Source organism: Aeromonas sp. DNP9 (assembly GCF_001728955.1).
In the GTDB taxonomy this organism is placed as follows: domain Bacteria; phylum Pseudomonadota; class Gammaproteobacteria; order Enterobacterales; family Aeromonadaceae; genus Aeromonas; species Aeromonas veronii.
Map to the genome: position 1 here is coordinate 1 of NZ_LYSQ01000043.1, position 18,832 is coordinate 18,832.

The window sequence follows — 18,832 nt, forward strand, 5'->3', positions numbered from 1 at the left end:
TTTTTTTTGGCCTCCATCGAATACGACTTAAGACTTTCTGCTCAGCGACAGGGCGGCGCTTTTCATCCTCGAATCAGCGGAGTGCCTGATAGGCCGCCTCTGGTCTGACAGGGATACTGTGGGCGTTTTCCAACAAGGCGATGGCGCGATGAAACACCTGTTGAGTGCTCTCTTTTTTCTGCTGATGTCGGGTGCCCCGCAACTCGCCGCAGAGCCTGCCGTCTTCGACGAGCTGGCGATGGCAAGCGAGCTGGATTCCGGTCTGCAGAACGATGGGAATCAGGCGCTGTTGTGGCAACTCGGTAGCGAGCAGCAACTGCATCTCACCCAGCAAGGGGAGCTGAATCAGGCGCGTTTGCTGCAACAGGGGTGGGCCAATGAGTTGGCGCTCTCCCAGGTGGGAGATGAGAACTGGGTCAATGGCGCGCAACTGGGCGAGGGCAATAGCGCCGAGCTCTATCAGGCGGGCATCAATAACCGGATTTGGCTGCTGCAACAAGGCAGCGGCAATGAAGCCTGGATCAGTCAGCAAGGGGCAGACAATCAGGCCCGGGCGATCCAGCTGGGTGATGGCAATCAGGCCAGCATCGAGCAAAACGGTAACGGATTGGCGGCAACCGTTATTCAGACGGGAGCCAATCAGCAAGTAAATGTCGTTCAAACCAACTGAGCCTAGGCTCAACCATTAGCACGAGAGGGAAATCATGTTTAAACGTACCATTATTGCCTCGGCAGTTCTTCTGGCGACCAGCACCGCTTGGGCGGCATCTACTGGCAATCAGGCTGAGGTGACTCAGGCTCAATTCTCCAGCGGCAACCTGGCATACATCCAACAGGTCGAGGAGAGCACGGCTAACAAGGCGGCGATCTATCAACAGGGTAATGACAACCTCGCCTCGACCGAGCAGCGCAATACCGGTGCTTCCACTGCTGATATCAAGCAAGCCGGTGGCGAAAACGAAGGGGAGGTGTTGCAGCAGGGGGTGACCAATAAATCGACCGCAACCATTGATACCAACGGGCAGCTGAACAACGCCTCGATTACCCAGCAGTACTACAACGGTGAGGCCACGGCTCGGGTGAGCCAGCTCGGTGATAATAACAATGCCCGCATCAAACAGGATGATGGTGACCATGCCAATTCTGCGATTGAGCAGCAATCGAACGATAACAGCGCGCTGATCAATAACTACTGGTCTGATTATGCCAATGCGACCATTACCCAGTCAGGAGACGGTGGGCATATTGCGGATGTCGATCAACACGAATCGGATGGTGCCGTTGCCAGCGTGGCTCAAGAGGGTGGTAATAACACTGCCTTCGTCGCACAGCGTACAAACAATTTCGGTTACAGCGCAAACGAAGGCACCTCTGCGGTCGTCAAGCAAAGTGGCAGTGACAACACTGCCGAGGTTACTCAGCTCGGACTGGCCAACGTTGCCACTGTGGAGCAAAGCGGCACCGCTGGTAGCGTGACTGCCCTGCAGTCTGGTGCTGCCGCCGGACAAGGAAACAACCTGCTGGCCAAGCAGGCTGGTTCCGGTGAAACCGCCCTTCTGACCCAGACCGGAAGTCGTAACCAGATCGACTCTGAGCAGAGAGGTTCTGAGGATCTGTTGACCATCACCCAGAATGGTAACGAGAACATCGCCAATGCCAGACAGAGCGGAACTGGTGAAACGGCGGTCGTGACTCAGCTGGGTAATGGCAACCAGGCCGATACCAACCAGCAGGGGTCTGGCAACACTGCACAGGTCACTCAGGATGGCAACAATAACCAGGCGGTGGTTGATCAGCTGGCCACCAGCGTGGGTGGATCTGTCACTATCGATCAGTTGGGTAGCGACAACTATGCCAATGCAGTGCAAGAGGAAGGTAGTCGCAACAAGGTCGATATTGACCAGAACGGCACTGGCAACCAGGTTGCCGCCGCGCGTGGCGTTGAGGGCAAAGGAGCCTGGACCTGGGGCTCGGACAACGAGCTGGTCGTGGCTCAGAAAGGCACTGACAACTGGGCTTATGCCGATGCGTCTCACTCTGAGTCTGTGGTCAAAGTGACCCAGGATGGTGAGCTGAACAATGCCAAGGTTGAGTCTTATCTGGGTAGCGAGAACATGCTCACCGTGAGCCAGTCCGGTGAACAACACGTGGCCAATGTTTACGTCAATGGCGGCATGGGCGGTGGCAATAACGAGGTAGATGTTGCGCAAACTGACAGCCTCAACACTGCCAATGTGACTGTCTATGGCAGCAACAACGGTGCCTATGTCTATCAGGGTTCTGGTAGCAACTGATGAGTATCTGTGGATTCAGGGGCCTGCGGGCCCCTCTTTTATTGGTGCTGCTCTGTGGGTTGATGCTGGTTCCTCGCGTCGCGTCACCAGCAAGCACAAGAAACACCGAGATAGAACCCGATCCGTCGATCCGCTTGTCCCTCAATATGGTGCAGAGCGAGCAGGGGCTGTCACTTGCGCCGACTCTTCTGAGCGATTGCGACGTGACGGTGAGTGTCAGTTTGCTGGTGCGCAGCGAAGGGGCGGCCGGGAGCATGACTCAGCGCCAGAGCCGTAATCTGTCGCTGCAGGCTGGAGCGGTCATGGCGGTTGGCAAAATAGGGCTGGGTTTGCGTTGCCCCTATCGGGTCGAGTTCACTGCCCGGATATGGCAAAACGAGCGGCTGCTGGTGGAGAAAAAAGAGCAGATGGCGTGCGCCGGATGATGCGCATTTCATCTCATGACTGTCTATTCATCCAGTAGTCTCTATGCCATACTGACTCGCTCAGGTTTCCGTATCGAGCGTGCAACAAGATGGAAAAGATCGTGGTCCGGGGTGCTCGCACCCATAACCTCAAGAACATCAATCTGACCCTGCCCCGCGACAAGCTGATCGTGGTCACCGGCCTCTCCGGTTCGGGCAAATCCTCTCTGGCGTTCGATACCCTCTATGCCGAGGGGCAGCGCCGCTATGTGGAGTCACTCTCCGCCTATGCCCGCCAGTTCCTCTCCCTGATGGAGAAGCCGGACGTCGACCATATCGAGGGACTCTCGCCCGCCATCTCCATCGAGCAGAAGTCCACTTCCCACAACCCGCGCTCGACCGTCGGCACCATCACCGAGATCTACGACTACCTGCGCCTGCTGTTCGCCCGGGTCGGTGAGCCGCGCTGCCCGACCCACGCCATTCCGCTCGCCGCCCAGACCATCAGCCAGATGGTGGATCAGGTGCTGGCTCAACCGGAGGGGAGCAAGCTGATGCTGCTGGCCCCGGTGGTGCGTGATCGCAAGGGGGAGCACACCAAGCTGCTGGAGAATCTGGCGGCCCAGGGCTATATCCGTGCCCGCATCGATGGCGAGGTGTGCGATCTCTCCGATCCTCCTACGCTGGAGCTGCACAAGAAGCACACCATCGAGGTGGTGGTGGATCGCTTCAAGGTGCGTGAGGACCTTGCCTTGCGTTTGGCTGAGTCGTTCGAGACGGCACTGACCCTCTCCGGCGGCATCGTACTGGTAGTGCCGATGGACGGCGAGGAGGGGGTTGCCCCCATGACCTTCTCCGCCAACTTTGCCTGCCCGGAGTGTGGTTACTCCATGTCGGAGCTGGAGCCGCGCATCTTCTCCTTTAACAACCCGGCTGGTGCCTGCCCCACCTGTGATGGTTTGGGCGTGCAGCAATATTTCGACCCGGCCAAGGTGATCGGCGATCCGGCCATCAGTCTGGCCAACGGCGCCATCCGTGGTTGGGACAAGCGCAGCTTCTACTACTTCCAGATGCTGAAATCTCTCTCCGAGCACTACAAGTTCGATCTGGAGACGCCGTGGGAAGATCTGCCGCCGAAGACCCAGGAGGTGATCCTGCGTGGCTCCGGTCGCACCGAGATCGAGTTCCGCTACATGAACGACCGCGGCGACGTGGTGGTGCGCAAGCACCCGTTCGAGGGGATTCTGCACAACATGGAGCGGCGCTACCGGGAGACCGAATCCAACTCGGTGCGCGAAGAGCTCTCCAAGTACATCGCCAACAAATCCTGTACCAGCTGCGGTGGCAGCCGACTGCGGGAGGAGGCGCGCCACGTCTTCGTCGACAACCGCAACCTGCCGGCCATCGCCGAGCAGTCCATCGGTGATGCGCTGGCCTTCTTCGAGGGGCTGAACCTCACCGGCCAGCGCGCCCAGATTGCCGAGAAGATCCTGAAAGAGATCGTCGAACGGCTCGGCTTCCTGGTGAATGTGGGTCTCAACTACCTGAGCCTGTCGCGCAGCGCCGAGACCCTCTCAGGCGGCGAAGCGCAGCGCATTCGGCTGGCCAGCCAGATCGGTGCCGGGCTGGTGGGGGTGATGTACGTGCTGGATGAGCCTTCCATCGGTCTGCATCAGCGCGACAACGAGCGTCTGCTCAAGACCCTCACCCATCTGCGCGATCTCGGCAACACGGTGATCGTGGTGGAGCACGACGAGGATGCCATTCGTCTCGCCGACCATGTGCTCGATATCGGCCCGGGGGCTGGCGTGCACGGCGGTGCCATCGTCGCTCAGGGCACGCCGGAGGAGATCATCAATAATCCCGAGTCGCTGACCGGTGATTACCTCTCCGGTCGCAAGCAGATCGCCATTCCTGCCGAGCGCACGCCGCTTACCGGCAAGTGGCTGAAACTCAAGGGGGCGAGCGGCAACAACCTGCGCAACGTCAACCTGGATCTGCCGATCGGGGTGATGACCTGCGTCACCGGCGTCTCCGGCTCCGGCAAGTCGACCCTGATCAACGACACATTGTTCCGCATCGCCCACCGCGAGCTCAACAAGGCCACCGAGTCCACTCCGGCACCCTATCGCAGCGTCGAGGGGCTGGAGCATCTGGACAAGGTAGTGGATATAGACCAGAGTCCCATCGGTCGTACCCCGCGCTCCAACCCGGCCACCTATACCGGTTTGTTCACTCCGATCCGCGAGCTGCTCTCCGGCACCCAAGAGGCGCGTTCACGCGGCTATCAGCCGGGCCGCTTCTCCTTCAACGTGAAAGGGGGCCGCTGCGAGGCCTGTCAGGGGGACGGGGTCATCAAGGTAGAGATGCACTTCCTGCCGGACGTCTACGTGCCGTGCGACGTCTGCAAGGGCAAGCGCTACAACCGCGAGACGCTGGAGGTGAAGTACAAGGGCAAGAACATCCACGAAATCCTCGAGATGACGGTGGAAGATGCCCGCGAGTTCTTCGATCCGGTGCCGGCGGTGGCGCGCAAGCTGCAGACCCTGATGGACGTGGGCCTCTCCTATATCCGCCTCGGCCAGTCGGCCACCACCCTGTCGGGCGGTGAGGCGCAGCGGGTCAAGCTGGCGCGGGAGCTCTCCAAGCGGGACACCGGTCAGACTCTATACATTCTGGATGAGCCGACCACAGGGCTGCACTTCCACGATATCCAGCAATTGCTCAAGGTGCTGCACCAGCTGCGGGATCGCGGCAATACCATCGTCATCATCGAGCACAATCTGGATGTGGTTAAAACTGCCGACTGGATCGTCGATTTGGGACCGGAGGGCGGCGCCGGTGGTGGCCGCATTCTGGTGACGGGGACGCCGGAAGAGATTTGCACCAATAAAGAGTCTCATACAGCTCGTTTTTTACGACCGCTATTGGCGCGATAAGCCGTTATAATCGAGGGGCCTTTGGCCCCTTTTTGTTATAAAAATCGGGAGCATAGGGGGAAGCTCGTCAAGTGTGGGCAGGCTTGGCATCTCAGCATCATGGTAATGGATATATCGGGTTATGGCTCAGGTTCCGCGCACGATTGATCATCAGTTGGCTTACTCCATGTTCCCCATCTGGCTGGGGGCGATCCTGCTATTGCTGGTTCTGTTGGCATGGGCCCAGATCCCGGCCGCCAGCCGGATTGAGGAGCAACGAATGAAGGAGCATCTGCTGCGCGTGACCAAGGCGGTGCAGGCGGATGTGGCAGCTCTGGATGCATTCAGTCGGGATTGGGGCATCTGGGATGACAGCCATCGTTTTATGGACAACAAAAGCAGGGGGTACATCGAATCCAACCTATTCAGTGATATGCCGATGCGGGATTTTAGTCTCAACCTGATGAGCTTCATGGATCTCACCGGCTACGAAATCTGGACGCGCACCCTGCTACCCGATGCGCCGGGGATCAATCCGGATCAGTTTCCCTACTTCCTTGATGAACTGAAAAAGCAGTTAAGGGCGCGCTCGGTGGCGCACGGGGGCATCAATCTGCACGGGATCCGTGCTTCCCAGTGGGGGCCGCTGATGTACTCGTGGCAGCCGATCAGAAACAGTGACGAGTCGGCACCGTTCAACGGTTTCTTGCTGGTTGTACGTTGGCTCGACAAGGCCTATCTCGAGCAGGTATCGGAGCGTACCGCGCTGCCTCTGGCGATTTCCCATGCCAATCTGGATGTCACCGCTACCTTCAAACCACTGAAACCGCAAATAACGTATCGCCTGATCGACCTTGGGCTCACCCGGCTCAGGGGAGAGGTGCGACTGCTCAACAGCGATAACCAGCCGGTGCTGACTCTGGTGATTGAGGAGGAGAGAAAGATCTTGAGTGGCGTCATGGAGGGGGCGCTCTGGACCTTTATCGGCATGCTGTTTATCAGTTTTATCTGCGTCATGATCGCCATGTATCGGCTCAATAGCATTGTGCTTACCCCGTTGCAGCAGCTGGTGTCGGCGCTGCAACGCTTTGGCGATCGGCCAGATGCCACCTTGATCCCCTATATCGACAGCAGCGCCGAGATGGCGACCTTGAGCGGCAAGTTCAGGGAGATGGCCAGCAAGGTCAGTCAGCAACACGATGATTTGTTGGAAAAATCCAGCCAGATGGAGATGGCTGCATTCACCGACCCCTTGACCCGTTGTTTCAATCGTCGCTATCTCGATGGTTGGTTGCAGGCCAACCGGGCCAAACCTTGTCGGTTATTGCTGCTGGATCTGGATCATTTCAAGCGGATCAATGACCGCCTTGGCCATGACATCGGGGATCTGGTGCTGAAACAGCTGGCGGATCTGCTGCGCAAGGTGGTGACAGGAGAGCGCGAGCCGATCATCCGGCTGGGCGGGGAGGAGTTCTTGTTGCTGCTACAAGTGGATGACGAGCAAGAGTTGGCGTTGCGGGTCGAATATCTGCGCCAGCGTGTCGCTCAGCACCGCTTTGGCAGAGAGGATGCGCCACTCTGGTTGACGGTGTCGCTGGGGTTCTGCCGCTATCCGTTGCACCCGGAGTACCCGGATTCATTCTGGAGTCACAGCTTCAAACTGGCGGACATGGCGCTGTACCAGGCCAAAGTCGGAGGGCGAAATCGGTGGTTTGGCTATGCTGGTACCCTCTCTGCGGAGGGCATGGGCCAGACTCCGGAACAGCTTGCCGAAGGGGGAGATATCACCCTGCTGCACTCTGTCAATCCGGATTAACCCTGCCGTACCAATACCAGATAGGCCAGGGCGACAATAAAACCGAGCAGAATAAAGAGAAAGGATCCGATTCCCCACACGGCCGCGAGAAAGGCCCCCACCTTTTGCCATTTCGACTCATTTTTCATAAATAAACCATTACTTCCCAGTAACTTGTATGGCGCAAAAAATACGCTGATTTGCCCATATTAACAACAATTAATAGCCGCGCTGCCGCGCAATAAGATGTGGTTTGTTTGCTCCTTTTGTCTCTGGAAGCGGGTAGTTACAACCTGTCCAAACAGGTATTTCGGCTTGTTGTCTGGGGACTCAACGAGATTGGGATGGCGCGCAAAGATGTCACACCAATCGATTTATTTCTGTGCAACCTTTGCTCCAAGTCAATAACTTTGCATTTACAAGGGCATATAGTCAGCGGGCTTACAGCATCAAATGAAAACAAAAAAAGGGATTACGTGATGAAAAAATTACTTCCTCTGATGATTGCCGCTGCAGTGACCTCTCCTTTCGCCATGGCCCATCAGGCTGGTGATATTCTGGTTCGTGGTGGTTTGGCCATCGTTTCTCCTCAGGAGAGCAGTGACAACGTATTGGGTACCGGTGAATTTGAGATTAACAGTAATCAACAGCTTGGCCTGACCCTCGGTTATATGATCACCGACAACTGGGGTGTTGAGTTGCTGGCTGCAACCCCGTTCTCCCATCGTGTGAGCACTGCTGGATTGGGGGAAATTGCCAAGGTTAAGCATCTGCCACCCACATTGATGGCCCAATACTATTTTGGCGATGCCCAGAGCAAGGTTCGCCCGTATGTTGGTGTGGGCGTGAACTACACTACCTTCTTTGATGAGAAAGGGGTGGGAGCACTTGATGGTGCGAATATCAGCCTTGACGACTCTTGGGGTCTGGCAGGTCAGGTCGGTATCGATATGGCGGTTACAGATCGCTGGTTTGTAAACGGTTCAGCCTGGATCATGGATATCGATACAGATGTTAAAGTTGATGGTGTTGGCACCTTCAAAACGCATATCGACCCGATGGCCTTTATGGTGAGTGTTGGCTACCGCTTCTAATGATTCGGATTGCGGTTCTGAACGGACCGCGGAAGATAGCAAAGTACGTCTCTTTCAGCCCGGCTTGTGCCGGGCTTTTTTTGGTTGGCTGATTTTGTCTGGACTGTGATCCAACCCGATACAAATCAATTAAATACCTGCCGCTTTATTTCAGTTATTCGCCACCCCTGCCGATAGTGACTATGTTCACTTTACCTTCCCCCAATGAGTGAGGATGTCTCCATGGGCTTATCTATCGTGCAGCGGATCATCGCCGGATTCGTGTTGATGCTGCTGTTGCTGATCCTGCTTGGTGTGATCAGTACCTTTAAAATCAAGGGTATAAATGACGGCCTCTCTGCCGTATCTGACCGAGCAACCCCACTAGTAGTGGCTGTCGCAGGTCTCAAGGGGGCACTGCAGGATAGTAACCGCTGGGTGCTGGTCTACCGCACCAGTGAAGATGCCGCCCAGTTGCCGCAGCTGGCCAATCAGTTCAAGGAGCAGCAAAATCGCTTCGCCCAGCTGAGTCAGGAGATGGGTAAATTTACCGATGTCGCAGATGCTCGTGCCCGCTTCCAACAGGTCGAGAGTGCTACCACTCAATTTTATGGCTTGGCTGATCAGGTGTTGGCCCAGCATCGGCAGTGGGTCAGTGCGCTGGAGCAGCGTCACAAGCTGGAGATGGAATTTATCCGCCTTGAGGATACCTACCAGTGGGCGGCGGATCTGCTGCTGCAACAGACCGCCAGCAAGCGCTCCATGCGCAACAAGGCGGAACTTATTACCTCAGGTATCGCCCGCGATCTGAAGAATATCCGTCGTGCCGATGCCAAAACCGACCTGAACGAGCTGGAAAAGGTACTCAGCAAGGACATCGAGATGGCCCGCAAGCGTCTGGAGCGGGTGCTGGTGCCCGATGATGTGAAAGCGCGGTTTGTCTCCAATCTGGATCGGATGCAGGAGCTGGCGCTCGGCGCTCAGGGCTTGCTGGCAACCATGCGTCAGGCTCAGCAACTGGCGCTGTCGCTGGCCACGCAAAATCAGCAGCTGGATGCCAGTCTGGTCAACAGCCTCAATTTGCTCGATGAGATGGGCAAGTCCGCCGGGGCCATTGCCAGCGACAGCCGGATCAACGCCGATGCGGCGGTCAGCAGTGCCAGCTTCTGGATCCTGGTGGTTGCCGCTATGTCGGCAGCTGCCGCACTGGTGATCGGCTATACCACGGCGCGCAGCATTCAGCGCCCGTTGCAGATGATCAACAAGGAGCTCGATTACATGGCGGCCGGTGACATGACCCGCCGCATCAACTACCGCAGCAGTTGCGAATTTGGCAGCCTATCTCGCTCCATCGATACGCTGGCGGGCAAGACCGGCGAGCTGCTCTCTCAAATCAATGCGGGTTCCCGCCATCTGGTGGATGAGGCAAGCCGCGCCGCCGAGATCAGCGAACGGGCCATGTCTCGGGTACAGGAGCAGAAGAGCCAGACCGATCAGGTGGCCGCCGCCATTACCGAGCTGGAAGTGAGCGCCACCGAGGTGGCCCGCTCTACCGATGGCACCAAGCGCGAAGTGGATCTGGCCGATGAAGAGGCTCGTAGTGGTCGCCAGAAAGTGGCCACCACTCGCCGGATCACCGAGCAGCTGGCTGGCGCCATGGAGGAGGCGGTCGGGATCACCTACAAGCTTGGGGAATTCAGTAACAACATCGGCAGCATTCTCGATGTGATCCGCAGTATTGCCGAGCAGACCAACCTGCTGGCCTTGAACGCCGCCATCGAAGCGGCTCGTGCTGGCGATGCCGGTCGCGGTTTTGCGGTGGTGGCCGATGAGGTACGGGCGCTGGCCAATCGCACCCAGACGTCGACCGAAGAGATCCAGGGGATGATTGAGAACCTGCAGAGCTCCAGCAAGCATGTGGTTGAAGTGATGGGGCGTAGCCAGGAGCAGACCCAGAGCTGTGTCGAGCAGACCCGCGAGATGGATGTGGCGCTGCAATCCATTGCCGAGCGGATGGGGGCCATCAAGTCGATGGCCGATCAAGTGGCCCATGCCGCTCAGGAGCAGATCTCCGTCAGTCAGGGGGTCGCTCGTCATATCGCCGGTATTGCCGATGTGGCATACGAGACCGAACGGGAGGCGCGCGAATCCGCCAGCAGCAGCGAAGTGCTGGCAGACCTGGTCGCCAAACAGCAGCAATTGATCGCACATTTCAAGGTCTAGGAGGGCTTATGTCTAAAAAGTGGATTGGAGCCCTGAGTCTCCTGTTGTGTGGCCAGCTGATGGCCAGCGAGCTGGTGATTGAAAGCTGGCGAACCGATGACAAGGCGTTGTGGGAGCAGAAAATCATCCCGGCGTTTGAAGCGGCGCATCCCGGCATCAAGGTGAGTTTTCATCCGGTGCAGAACGTTAACTACATGCCTACCTTGCTGGAGAACCTGAAGGCCGGCAAGGCTGGGGATCTCATTACCTGTCGTCCGTTTGATGATTCGCTTGCCCTGTTCAAGGCGGGCCATCTGGCCGAGCTGACCGAGATGGCGGGGATGGAGAACTTCCCGAGTTTTGCCCAGTCACCCTGGCAGACGGATTCCGGAGCCCAGACCTTCTGCGTACCCATGGCCTCGGTGATCCATGGCTTCTTCTATAACAAGAAGATCTTCAGTGAGTTAGGGCTCACCTTGCCGCAAACCCGCGATCAGTTCTTCGCCGCGCTGGAAAAGATCAAGGCGGACGGTCGCTATGTGCCGCTGGCCATGAGTGGTTCCGAGAGCTGGGTTGCCTCCGAACTGGGGTTCCAGAACATTGGCCCCAACTACTGGAAAGGGGAGGACGGCCGTCTGGCACTGATCGGCGGGCAGGAGCGGTTGGACAACCCGCAATATGTGAAGGTGTTCGACGAGCTGGCCCGCTGGCGTTCCTACCTCGGTGAAGGTGGCGAGAGCCGCGATTATGCGACCAGTAACGAGCTGTTCACCTCCGGCAAGGCCGCCTTCTATGTGGCGGGCTCCTGGGAGATTGCCCCCTTCACCGGCAAGGTCGATTTTGGCGTCATGCGTCCGCCGGTGGCCAAACAGGGTGATGGCTGTTTCTTTACCGACCACACCGATATCGGTATGGGGATGAACCCTGCCAGCAAGAACAAAGAGGGGGCAATGGCCTTCCTGCAGTGGCTGACGACGCCGCAATTTGCAGAGCTCTATACCAACTCGCTGCCGGGATTCTTCTCCCTCTCCAACCACTTTTTCGATGTCACCAATCCGGCGGCCAAAGAGATGATGGAGTGGCGCGATCAGTGTGACTCGACCATTCGGGTAGCGACCCAGATCCTCTCCCGTGGTACGCCCAAGTTGGGGGATGAACTGGCCGAGGTGAGTCAGGCGGTGCTGCTTGGCAAGATGGAGCCCAAGGCTGCCGCAGATCGACTGGAAAGTGGCTTGAAGGGCTGGTATGCCCCTCATCAGGGCAACAAGGCCAAGAGCGCGGATTGTCAGTGTGATGCGGTTGCCCCTGCTCCTGTTTCAGCGCCGACGACTGAGGTGTCCGCAGCTCCCGCGACCAGTGAAACATCGGCCGTGGTGGCACCAGCTGTGACTCCCGCAGAACCCGCATCAGCGGCCGCGGCCCCATTACCGGCGCCGTCGGATGAGGTGGAGCAGGCGCTCTCCAACGAGCTGGAGGCGCCACAGCAGCCACAGCAATAGGTCATCTGCATCAATAAGAGCGGGAGGCATCAGCCTCCCATTTTTTATGGCTCGCGGCCAGCAGGTATCGCTTTATTGTGCTTCGTGGGGCCAGCGGCAGAGGCTGCCGATGCGGGCAACCGGGGCAAACCCCAGAGAGCGGTAAATGCGCTGGGCATGGTAATGCTCGTCAGCCACTATGATCAGCTGTTTGGCACGGGATAATCCTGCGCGAGCCACTTGACTCAGCAGTTGGCGGCATAACCCCTGATTGCGCCACGCATGGTGCGTGCGTACCAACTGGAAGCGCCCAAGTGTGCCGCAAAAGAAGAGGCCACAGCTGGCGACCAGTTGACCCTCTCGCCAGATCCCCCACCAGTCCCCGAGACCATCGGCAATCATGGCCTGATAGAGCGCCTGGCGGGATCGCAGATAGGGGAGATAGCTCTGTTCCGAGTGCCCCTCATCCCGCTCATGGAGTTCGAAGTCGATCCACTCAGGCCAATCAGCAGTGGTGAAAGTACGAGCGTCAACCTTGTCCATATCACTGTGAGGAGGTGGGCAGCTCTGCTCATCCAGCGCCAGCACCACGCATTCCATATATTGGTATCCCGTTGCGACAAAACCGGCGATCCGGCTGTTTTGCCCGGCTGCCAGTGGCCATTGGAAGGTGCGGTGGCGCACTCGAGGATCCTGGCCGATCAGCAGATCGAATGCGGCTTCCAGCCAGCCTTTGTCACGGTCGCTGGGCGGGGTGGGGAGCAGCAGGTAGTTGCCGAAGTAATAGTCGGGAGCATCCGGCGTGCGAACCGCCCAGAACTGATCGTGCTGAACGACCTCGCCCTGATAGCGATCGAACAGCAAGTCGGTGGCAAAGCCGGGGTGGGTATCCATGATGGTGCTCCTGCAAAGACTCATTCTGTTATCGGCAGGAGTGGGAAATAGATGAAAAGGGGCCGGAGAAACCTCCGGCCAAACAATCACACGCAGATTCAGAACGTCCAGGACGATCTGCCCCCATCATAACTCGACTGGGGCAATTTTGGGATGGGCACTTTTCGGTTACGTACCGTTAATTTTGTAAATATGAAGTTCGTCAGATCGGATGTGAGGTAAATCCCTGTTGACTTTGTGTCGTTTTACTCATAAATATAAAGACGTTTAGACGTCCAAACATCCGTTTTGACGTAGGCAGATGGATTGCAGGACAGGGAGAAGAGCAGATGGGTTTTCACAGTGCACGTCAGGTTGAAGCGCTCAACCAGAGCTTGGCAGATTTGAATGGCGATATATCGGTCAGTTTCGAGTTTTTTCCGCCCAACAGTGAAGGGATGGAGAATACCCTCTGGCAGTCCATCGAACGGCTGAAAGTGCTGGAACCCAAGTTCGTCTCCGTTACTTATGGCGCCAACTCCGGTACCCGTGATCGCACTCACAAGGTGATCAAGGACATCAAGGAACGGACAGGCCTGATTGCGGCGCCGCACCTGACCTGTATCGATGCCAGTCGCGACGAGCTGCGCACCATCGCCCGCGACTACTGGAACAGCGGTATTCGTCATATCGTGGCTCTGCGCGGTGATTTGCCGCAGGGGTTGGAGAAGCCGGATATGTATGCCACCGACCTGGTTGCCCTGCTCAAGTCGGAGGCTGACTTCGATATCTCGGTTGCCGCCTATCCGGAAGGGCACCCGGAGGCCAAGAGTGCGCAATCCGACCTGCTCAACCTCAAGCGCAAGATCGATGCCGGCGCTAACCGCGCTATCACCCAGTTCTTCTTCGATGTGGAAACGTATTTGCGCTTTCGGGATCGCTGCGCCGCCATCGGTATTGATGCTGAAATCGTGCCGGGGATCCTGCCGGTCTCCAACTATCAGACCCTGGCCAAGTTTGCCGGTTTTACCAACGTGAAGATCCCGCGTTGGATGCATCAGCGTTTCGAGGGGTTGGATAACGATCAGATGACTCGCAATCTGGTGGGGGCTAGCATCGCCATCGATCAGGTGCGCGTGCTGAGTCAGGAAGGGGTGAAGGATTTCCACTTCTATACCCTGAACCGCTCCGAGCTGACTTATGCCATCTGCCATACTCTGGGGGTTCGTCCCAAGGGTTGAGCGGTGGTCACCGCGATAAAAGCAAAAAGCCAATGAGTTGCTCATTGGCTTTTTCGTTATGGCCGATTATCAAGGTCTGGTCGGGGCGATCTCTTTTGGCTCAAGATCGATAACCGCATTACCGGCAGCCCCCGGATACTGGCGATAGACCTGATCCTGCTCCAGTGTGTAGAAGGTATCCAGATAGTCGTCGTTGTTGGTCATCCAGGAGTCGGGCAGTGCCTTGACGATGCGACCGCCGAGATCGAGGAAGGGCAGTGCTTCCGGCACGCCACCCGCAGTAAAGCCGAGTTTGAGAGCTTCAATCAGCAGGGCGCTCAGCTCCTTGTAGTTGACGTTGTCATCCTGCTCCATCATCACCACATCGACGGCACCCCAGCGATAGCGATCCCAGTAAACCAGGATCTGGTTGGGGGTGTAGTCTGTGTTGTCATAGTCGAGGTACGGCATGTCGACAATATCAACCACTGGCTCATCCCGGCTGGGGTTGACCCCTGCGACCACCGCATACACTTCGGCTGCGCCGAGTAGCCAGGGCTCCTGATCATCCTTCAGTCTGATCTTTTTCAGGATACTGGTCTTGAGTGGCGCCGTGCTGGCCGCCACTCGCGGAGCGCTTTGCAGATCCGCATCGGCCAGCGCTTTGCGCATCACCTTCAAGCCTGCGTTTTTGGCTTTGACGGGATCGGCTTCGACTACCAGAACCGGCCGTGCCGGTGCCTTGTCCACATCCAGATAGACGGGATTGCCAGCGCTGTCGAACGCTTCAATGGTGCTCCAGCTCTTCTCATCCCCACTAGGAACATAGGCCACCAGCGGTTCGACGCCCTGTTGCAGTGCTGCGGCCTGATCGGTGTTGGCCAGCCGCAACTGCATCAGTTGCTTGACCTCGCCATCCAGTCCTTGCCGGCTGATGGCCGCCTGGTTGGCATCGGTCGCCTGCCGCTTAAGGCGCGGGCTGGCCTTCTGCAGCAGATTGGGAAGCGGGCTCTGGTATTGCTGATTGCTCAGCAGGGGCAGCAGGTTTTTCTGCTGAAGTGCGAGCTGGCGAGCCAGCTCTCGATCCGTATCGGCAGCCTGGACGCTCGTAGCACCCAGTATGGCCAGTAGTAACAAGACAGCCTGATTTTTCATTTTTACTCTCCGTTTCATGGAACCTGACAGGGCACCATGTCCGGGAAGATTGGTGCCCTGGCACCACTAGAAGGAAATTAGTTTCACTTGTGAATCATTTTATCTGGATAGTGTGCAGAGGTTCACGGTTTGAGGCTCAATTGATTCCTTTGTCGATATAATTGGAACTGATAGATAGCCAGACCAATCAGCAGACCCCAGCAGGCTGCCGCGATGCCGAGCAGGCTGATCCCGGACGCGGTAATAATAAAGGTGAGCAGCGCAGCTTCTCGCGCTTCATCCTCTTGCAAGGCGGAGTGCAGGCTGCTGCCGATGGTGCCTAACAGGGCCAAACCAGCGACGCAGGTGACAAGGGCTGCCGGAAAGGCGCTAAACAGGGCCGCGACGGTTGCGCCGAAGCAGCCGGTCAGGAGATAAAAGCAACCCGCCCATACCGCAGCTGGCCAGCGGCGCTTGGTATCCGAGTCGACCTCTTTGCCCATGCAGATGGTGGCAGTGATGGCGGCCAGATTGAAGGCATAGCCGCCAAAAGGGGCGAGCAGCAGGCCAGTCAGGCCAGTCCAGCTGATCAGCGAGGAGGTGGAAGGCTGATAGCCATGGGCCCGCAAGATGGCAATTCCCGGCATGTTTTGCGATGTCATGGTGACAATGAACAGCGGCAGCGCGATACCAAACAGAGCATCAAGGGAGAAGGCTGGCCATGTCCAGACCGGGCTGGCGAGTTGCCAGTGAAGGGTGCCCAGTTGCAAATCCCCCCGCACGCTGCAGGTCAGCATCCCCACTCCCAGTACCAATACCATGGTATAGCGGGGCCAGAGATGACGCCCCAACAGGAAAGTCAGCAGCAAGGTACCAAGCAGCAAGGGATCTTGCGGGGCGATCTTGAACAGATCCAGCCCGAATCTGAGCAGCACCCCAGCGAGCATGGCGGCGGCTAGTGGAGCCGGGATATGCTTCATCAAGCGGTCGAACCAGCCGCTGATGCCACATAGGGTGATCAGCAGGGACGAGATCACAAAGGCGCCGATGGCTTCCGCCAGAGTGAAGTTGCCCAGCGTGGTGATCAGCAGGGCCGCGCCCGGGGTGGACCAAGCGGTCAGTACGGGCATGCGGTAATAGAGAGAGAGGCCGATGCAGCTCACCCCCATACCTATCCCCAGCGTCCATAGCCAGGAGGCGACTTGGGCAGTATCAGCGCCAGCCGCCGTGGCGGCCTGGATGATCAGGATGACGGAGCTGGTGTAGCCGACCATCACGGCGATAAAGCCTGCGACCAGATGGGGGAGGGCGAAGGGCATGGGGATTTCCTCTTGGCGTTGTGACGCGCTGTGCGTTATTGCGTACAATCTGGTTTTGACTATATTGCTGTGCGCTATAACGCACAAGGCGCATCGTGCAAGAGTAATAAAGAGGTTGTTATGCAAGAGATGAGTCAACATCTGGCTGCTCGACTGAAGGAGCTGCGCAGCGAGCGCGGCTGGAGTCTGGATGCCGCCGCGCGCGAAACGGGTGTCAGCAAGGCTATGCTGGGGCAGATTGAGCGGGGGGAGTCCAGCCCGACGGTGGCGACCCTGTGGAAGATTGCGACCGGTTTTCGAGTCTCATTTTCCAGTTTCATCGAGCCCGCACCCGCCGCGCAGGAAGAGGTGCTTTATCGCACCGCCGATGCCATTCGCCAGCAGCCAGCGGGAGAGGGTATGCAAGTGGCGCCGCTCTTCCCTTATGAAAACCGGTTTGGCTTCGAATTGCTTGAGCTGACCCTGTTGCCGGGTTACCAGCGTGAATCTGAACCCCATGAGCCGGGAGTGACCGAACATGTCATCGTCATCAGCGGCATGATGGAGGTGCTGGTGGAAGGGGAGTGGCGCTCACTGGTGCAAGGGGAAGCGGTGCGTTTTGCTGCCGACCGTCCCCACGGTTATCGCAATCTGGGCATAGCCCCGGCAATTTTCCACAACTTGATTCACTATCCGGTGGCAACACCCTGAACATGTTCCGCAGTCATCAACCCGGTCGACCATCTGCTCTGGGGCGGATCAGTATCGGGGTATAGACCCAGACAAACAGACCATAGGCCGCGATCCAGGCAAGCGCGCTGAGGTTCCAGCCATGCAGGGTATAAGCAGGCCAGAACAGCGGAATCGCCACCCGCATTGTAGCGGCAGCGATAACCAGAGCGAATGCGCCAGTGATCCTGCGTCCTACCTGCAAGGCCCGACCGCTATGGCCGAGGGAGACTCGTGCAATCATGCCCAGAATCATGGTGCCCATACAGCCTGCGCTGAGCAGGTGACTGGCCATCGACAACGTGATGGGCAGACCCGCGCTATGTACCGCAAGGGCGAACAGGCCAAGAGGGATAAACAGATAAGCAAGATGAAGTGACCACAGCAGGGGATGCGCAAGGGTCGATGGCAGATGCCAACGCAGTTGCCGCCACAGATGCAAACTCGCCGCCACTATATAGAGAGGCACTATATATATGCTGGTGACCCATTGGGTGGGGAGCAGCAGCCAGCAGAGCAAGATAAGCCACAGTGTCGCGAGCGCCGCCCGCTCCAGCCAGAGCTGAGGTGCGGCTTTCTCCTGACCGGTTGCTCGGGCGGTGAAGAACGGAATCACCCTTCCACCCATCACGGCGATCAGGGTGGTAAACAACAGCACAGTGGTGATCAGCAGATGCTCAACGATAGTCCACTCTTTATGCCATAACCAGCTGGCGCCATTGAGCAGGGTCAGTATCAGCAACAGGGGCACGAAGAACAGGTTGCGCCATTGCCGGGTTATCAAGATAGGCTTGGCAAGGAGCCAGGCGCAAAGCGGCAGCCAGATCAGGTCTGCCACCATCAGGAGCCTATTCTCTTCACCCAGCCAGGGTAACAAGGTCCTTGGTAACATCCACAACCCCACCACCAGCGCCAATGGCCAGCTTCGAACACCAGGATGGGCCGTCCAGTTCTGCACCGCGGTGAGCAAGAAACCCGCGACGATGGCAGCCCCGAAACCAAACAGCATCTCATGACCATGCCACCAGATCGGGTTGGCAATCCCTGGCAAGGTTAGCCAACCGTTGAGCTGCCCCAGCCAGAGCAACATGGCGACGGCAGCAAACAGAGCCCCGAACAAAAAGAAGGGTCGGAACCCCAAGCGGAACAGCGGGACGATTTGCTCTTCCTTATGGCTATCGAGGATTTGATGCATGAGGGCATTCCAATTGAACATTTGAGATGGCAATTATAAATTGGCTTTTCAAATATTCAATTTAAATCCGGCAATAGTCAGGATTGATGCCATTTTGAGCAAAAAAAGAGGTGATTGCTTGATATCTGAGCGAACGAACTTTTTTGCTGAAAAAGCCCTTGTCATCGCGGCGCGGCTCCCTATAATGCGCCCCTACCAGCACGGCGGAACACGCCAACC

At 57.6% G+C, this 18,832-nt stretch carries 15 protein-coding genes; 10 read left to right on the forward strand and 5 right to left on the reverse strand.

Annotated features, from left to right (window positions below; genetic code table 11):
- Positions 1–148: 148 nt before the first annotated feature.
- The 5 genes from A9G06_RS20480 to A9G06_RS20500 all read left to right on the forward strand — a co-directional run bounded on the left by A9G06_RS20480 (position 149) and on the right by A9G06_RS20500 (position 7,432).
- The gene (locus tag A9G06_RS20480; protein WP_069556453.1) at positions 149–670 is read left to right on the forward strand and encodes a curlin; all 522 of its coding nucleotides are present in this window, start codon (positions 149–151) and stop codon (positions 668–670) included.
- A 34-nt stretch (positions 671–704) separates the two neighbouring features.
- Complete coding sequence (locus A9G06_RS20485) at positions 705–2,294, forward strand: curlin (RefSeq protein WP_069556454.1); 1,590 nt, start codon at positions 705–707, stop codon at positions 2,292–2,294.
- Positions 2,294–2,719: a curli-like amyloid fiber formation chaperone CsgH gene (csgH, locus tag A9G06_RS20490; protein WP_069556455.1), complete on the forward strand. Its 426-nt coding sequence runs from the start codon at positions 2,294–2,296 to the stop codon at positions 2,717–2,719. Before A9G06_RS20485 ends, csgH begins: the two co-directional genes overlap by 1 nt.
- Positions 2,720–2,808: 89 nt before the next feature.
- A complete protein-coding gene (gene uvrA, locus A9G06_RS20495) occupies positions 2,809–5,637 on the forward strand; it encodes an excinuclease ABC subunit UvrA (RefSeq protein WP_069556456.1) in 2,829 nt (942 codons plus the stop codon).
- A 121-nt stretch (positions 5,638–5,758) separates the two neighbouring features.
- Positions 5,759–7,432, forward strand: coding sequence for a diguanylate cyclase (locus A9G06_RS20500; protein ID WP_069556457.1), 1,674 nt, complete (start codon positions 5,759–5,761; stop codon positions 7,430–7,432).
- Here A9G06_RS20500 and A9G06_RS22535 read toward each other — a convergent pair.
- Positions 7,429–7,560, reverse strand: a complete 132-nt coding sequence (locus A9G06_RS22535; RefSeq protein WP_019445201.1) for a hypothetical protein — start codon at positions 7,558–7,560, stop codon at positions 7,429–7,431. The two genes, A9G06_RS20500 and A9G06_RS22535, sit on opposite strands and share 4 nt — an antisense overlap.
- 330 nt (positions 7,561–7,890) lie before the next feature.
- Between A9G06_RS22535 and ompW the strand changes: the two genes are divergently transcribed.
- From ompW to A9G06_RS20515, 3 genes are all read left to right on the forward strand, one after another.
- Positions 7,891–8,505 carry an outer membrane protein OmpW gene (gene ompW, locus A9G06_RS20505; RefSeq protein ID WP_069556458.1) on the forward strand — a complete coding sequence of 205 codons (615 nt, stop codon included), beginning with the start codon at positions 7,891–7,893 and terminating at the stop codon, positions 8,503–8,505.
- A gap of 222 nt (positions 8,506–8,727) precedes the next feature.
- Entirely contained in the window at positions 8,728–10,707 is a 1,980-nt protein-coding gene (locus A9G06_RS20510; RefSeq protein WP_069556459.1) for a methyl-accepting chemotaxis protein, read from the forward strand.
- Between the two features lie 8 nt (positions 10,708–10,715).
- The gene (locus tag A9G06_RS20515) at positions 10,716–12,185 is read left to right on the forward strand and encodes an ABC transporter substrate-binding protein (protein WP_069556460.1); all 1,470 of its coding nucleotides are present in this window, start codon (positions 10,716–10,718) and stop codon (positions 12,183–12,185) included.
- A gap of 72 nt (positions 12,186–12,257) precedes the next feature.
- On the opposite strand, the gene A9G06_RS20520 is transcribed toward A9G06_RS20515, so the two are convergent.
- Positions 12,258–13,058, reverse strand: coding sequence for a GNAT family N-acetyltransferase (locus A9G06_RS20520; protein ID WP_069556461.1), 801 nt, complete (start codon positions 13,056–13,058; stop codon positions 12,258–12,260).
- A 329-nt stretch (positions 13,059–13,387) separates the two neighbouring features.
- Between A9G06_RS20520 and metF the strand changes: the two genes are divergently transcribed.
- Positions 13,388–14,278: a methylenetetrahydrofolate reductase gene (gene metF / locus A9G06_RS20525; RefSeq protein ID WP_005340191.1), complete on the forward strand. Its 891-nt coding sequence runs from the start codon at positions 13,388–13,390 to the stop codon at positions 14,276–14,278.
- Between the two features lie 69 nt (positions 14,279–14,347).
- Here the strand turns inward: metF and A9G06_RS20530 are convergent, their stop codons facing one another.
- A complete protein-coding gene (locus A9G06_RS20530) occupies positions 14,348–15,412 on the reverse strand; it encodes a DUF3103 family protein (RefSeq protein WP_069556462.1) in 1,065 nt (354 codons plus the stop codon).
- A 122-nt stretch (positions 15,413–15,534) separates the two neighbouring features.
- On the reverse strand, positions 15,535–16,710 hold the full coding sequence (locus A9G06_RS20535; protein ID WP_069556463.1) for a benzoate/H(+) symporter BenE family transporter: 1,176 nt from the start codon (positions 16,708–16,710) through the stop codon (positions 15,535–15,537).
- Between the two features lie 120 nt (positions 16,711–16,830).
- Between A9G06_RS20535 and A9G06_RS20540 the strand changes: the two genes are divergently transcribed.
- A complete protein-coding gene (locus A9G06_RS20540; RefSeq protein WP_069556464.1) occupies positions 16,831–17,400 on the forward strand; it encodes an XRE family transcriptional regulator in 570 nt (189 codons plus the stop codon).
- A 16-nt stretch (positions 17,401–17,416) separates the two neighbouring features.
- Here the strand turns inward: A9G06_RS20540 and A9G06_RS20545 are convergent, their stop codons facing one another.
- On the reverse strand, positions 17,417–18,613 hold the full coding sequence (locus A9G06_RS20545; protein WP_069556465.1) for an NnrS family protein: 1,197 nt from the start codon (positions 18,611–18,613) through the stop codon (positions 17,417–17,419).
- Between the last annotated feature and the right edge of the window lie 219 nt (positions 18,614–18,832).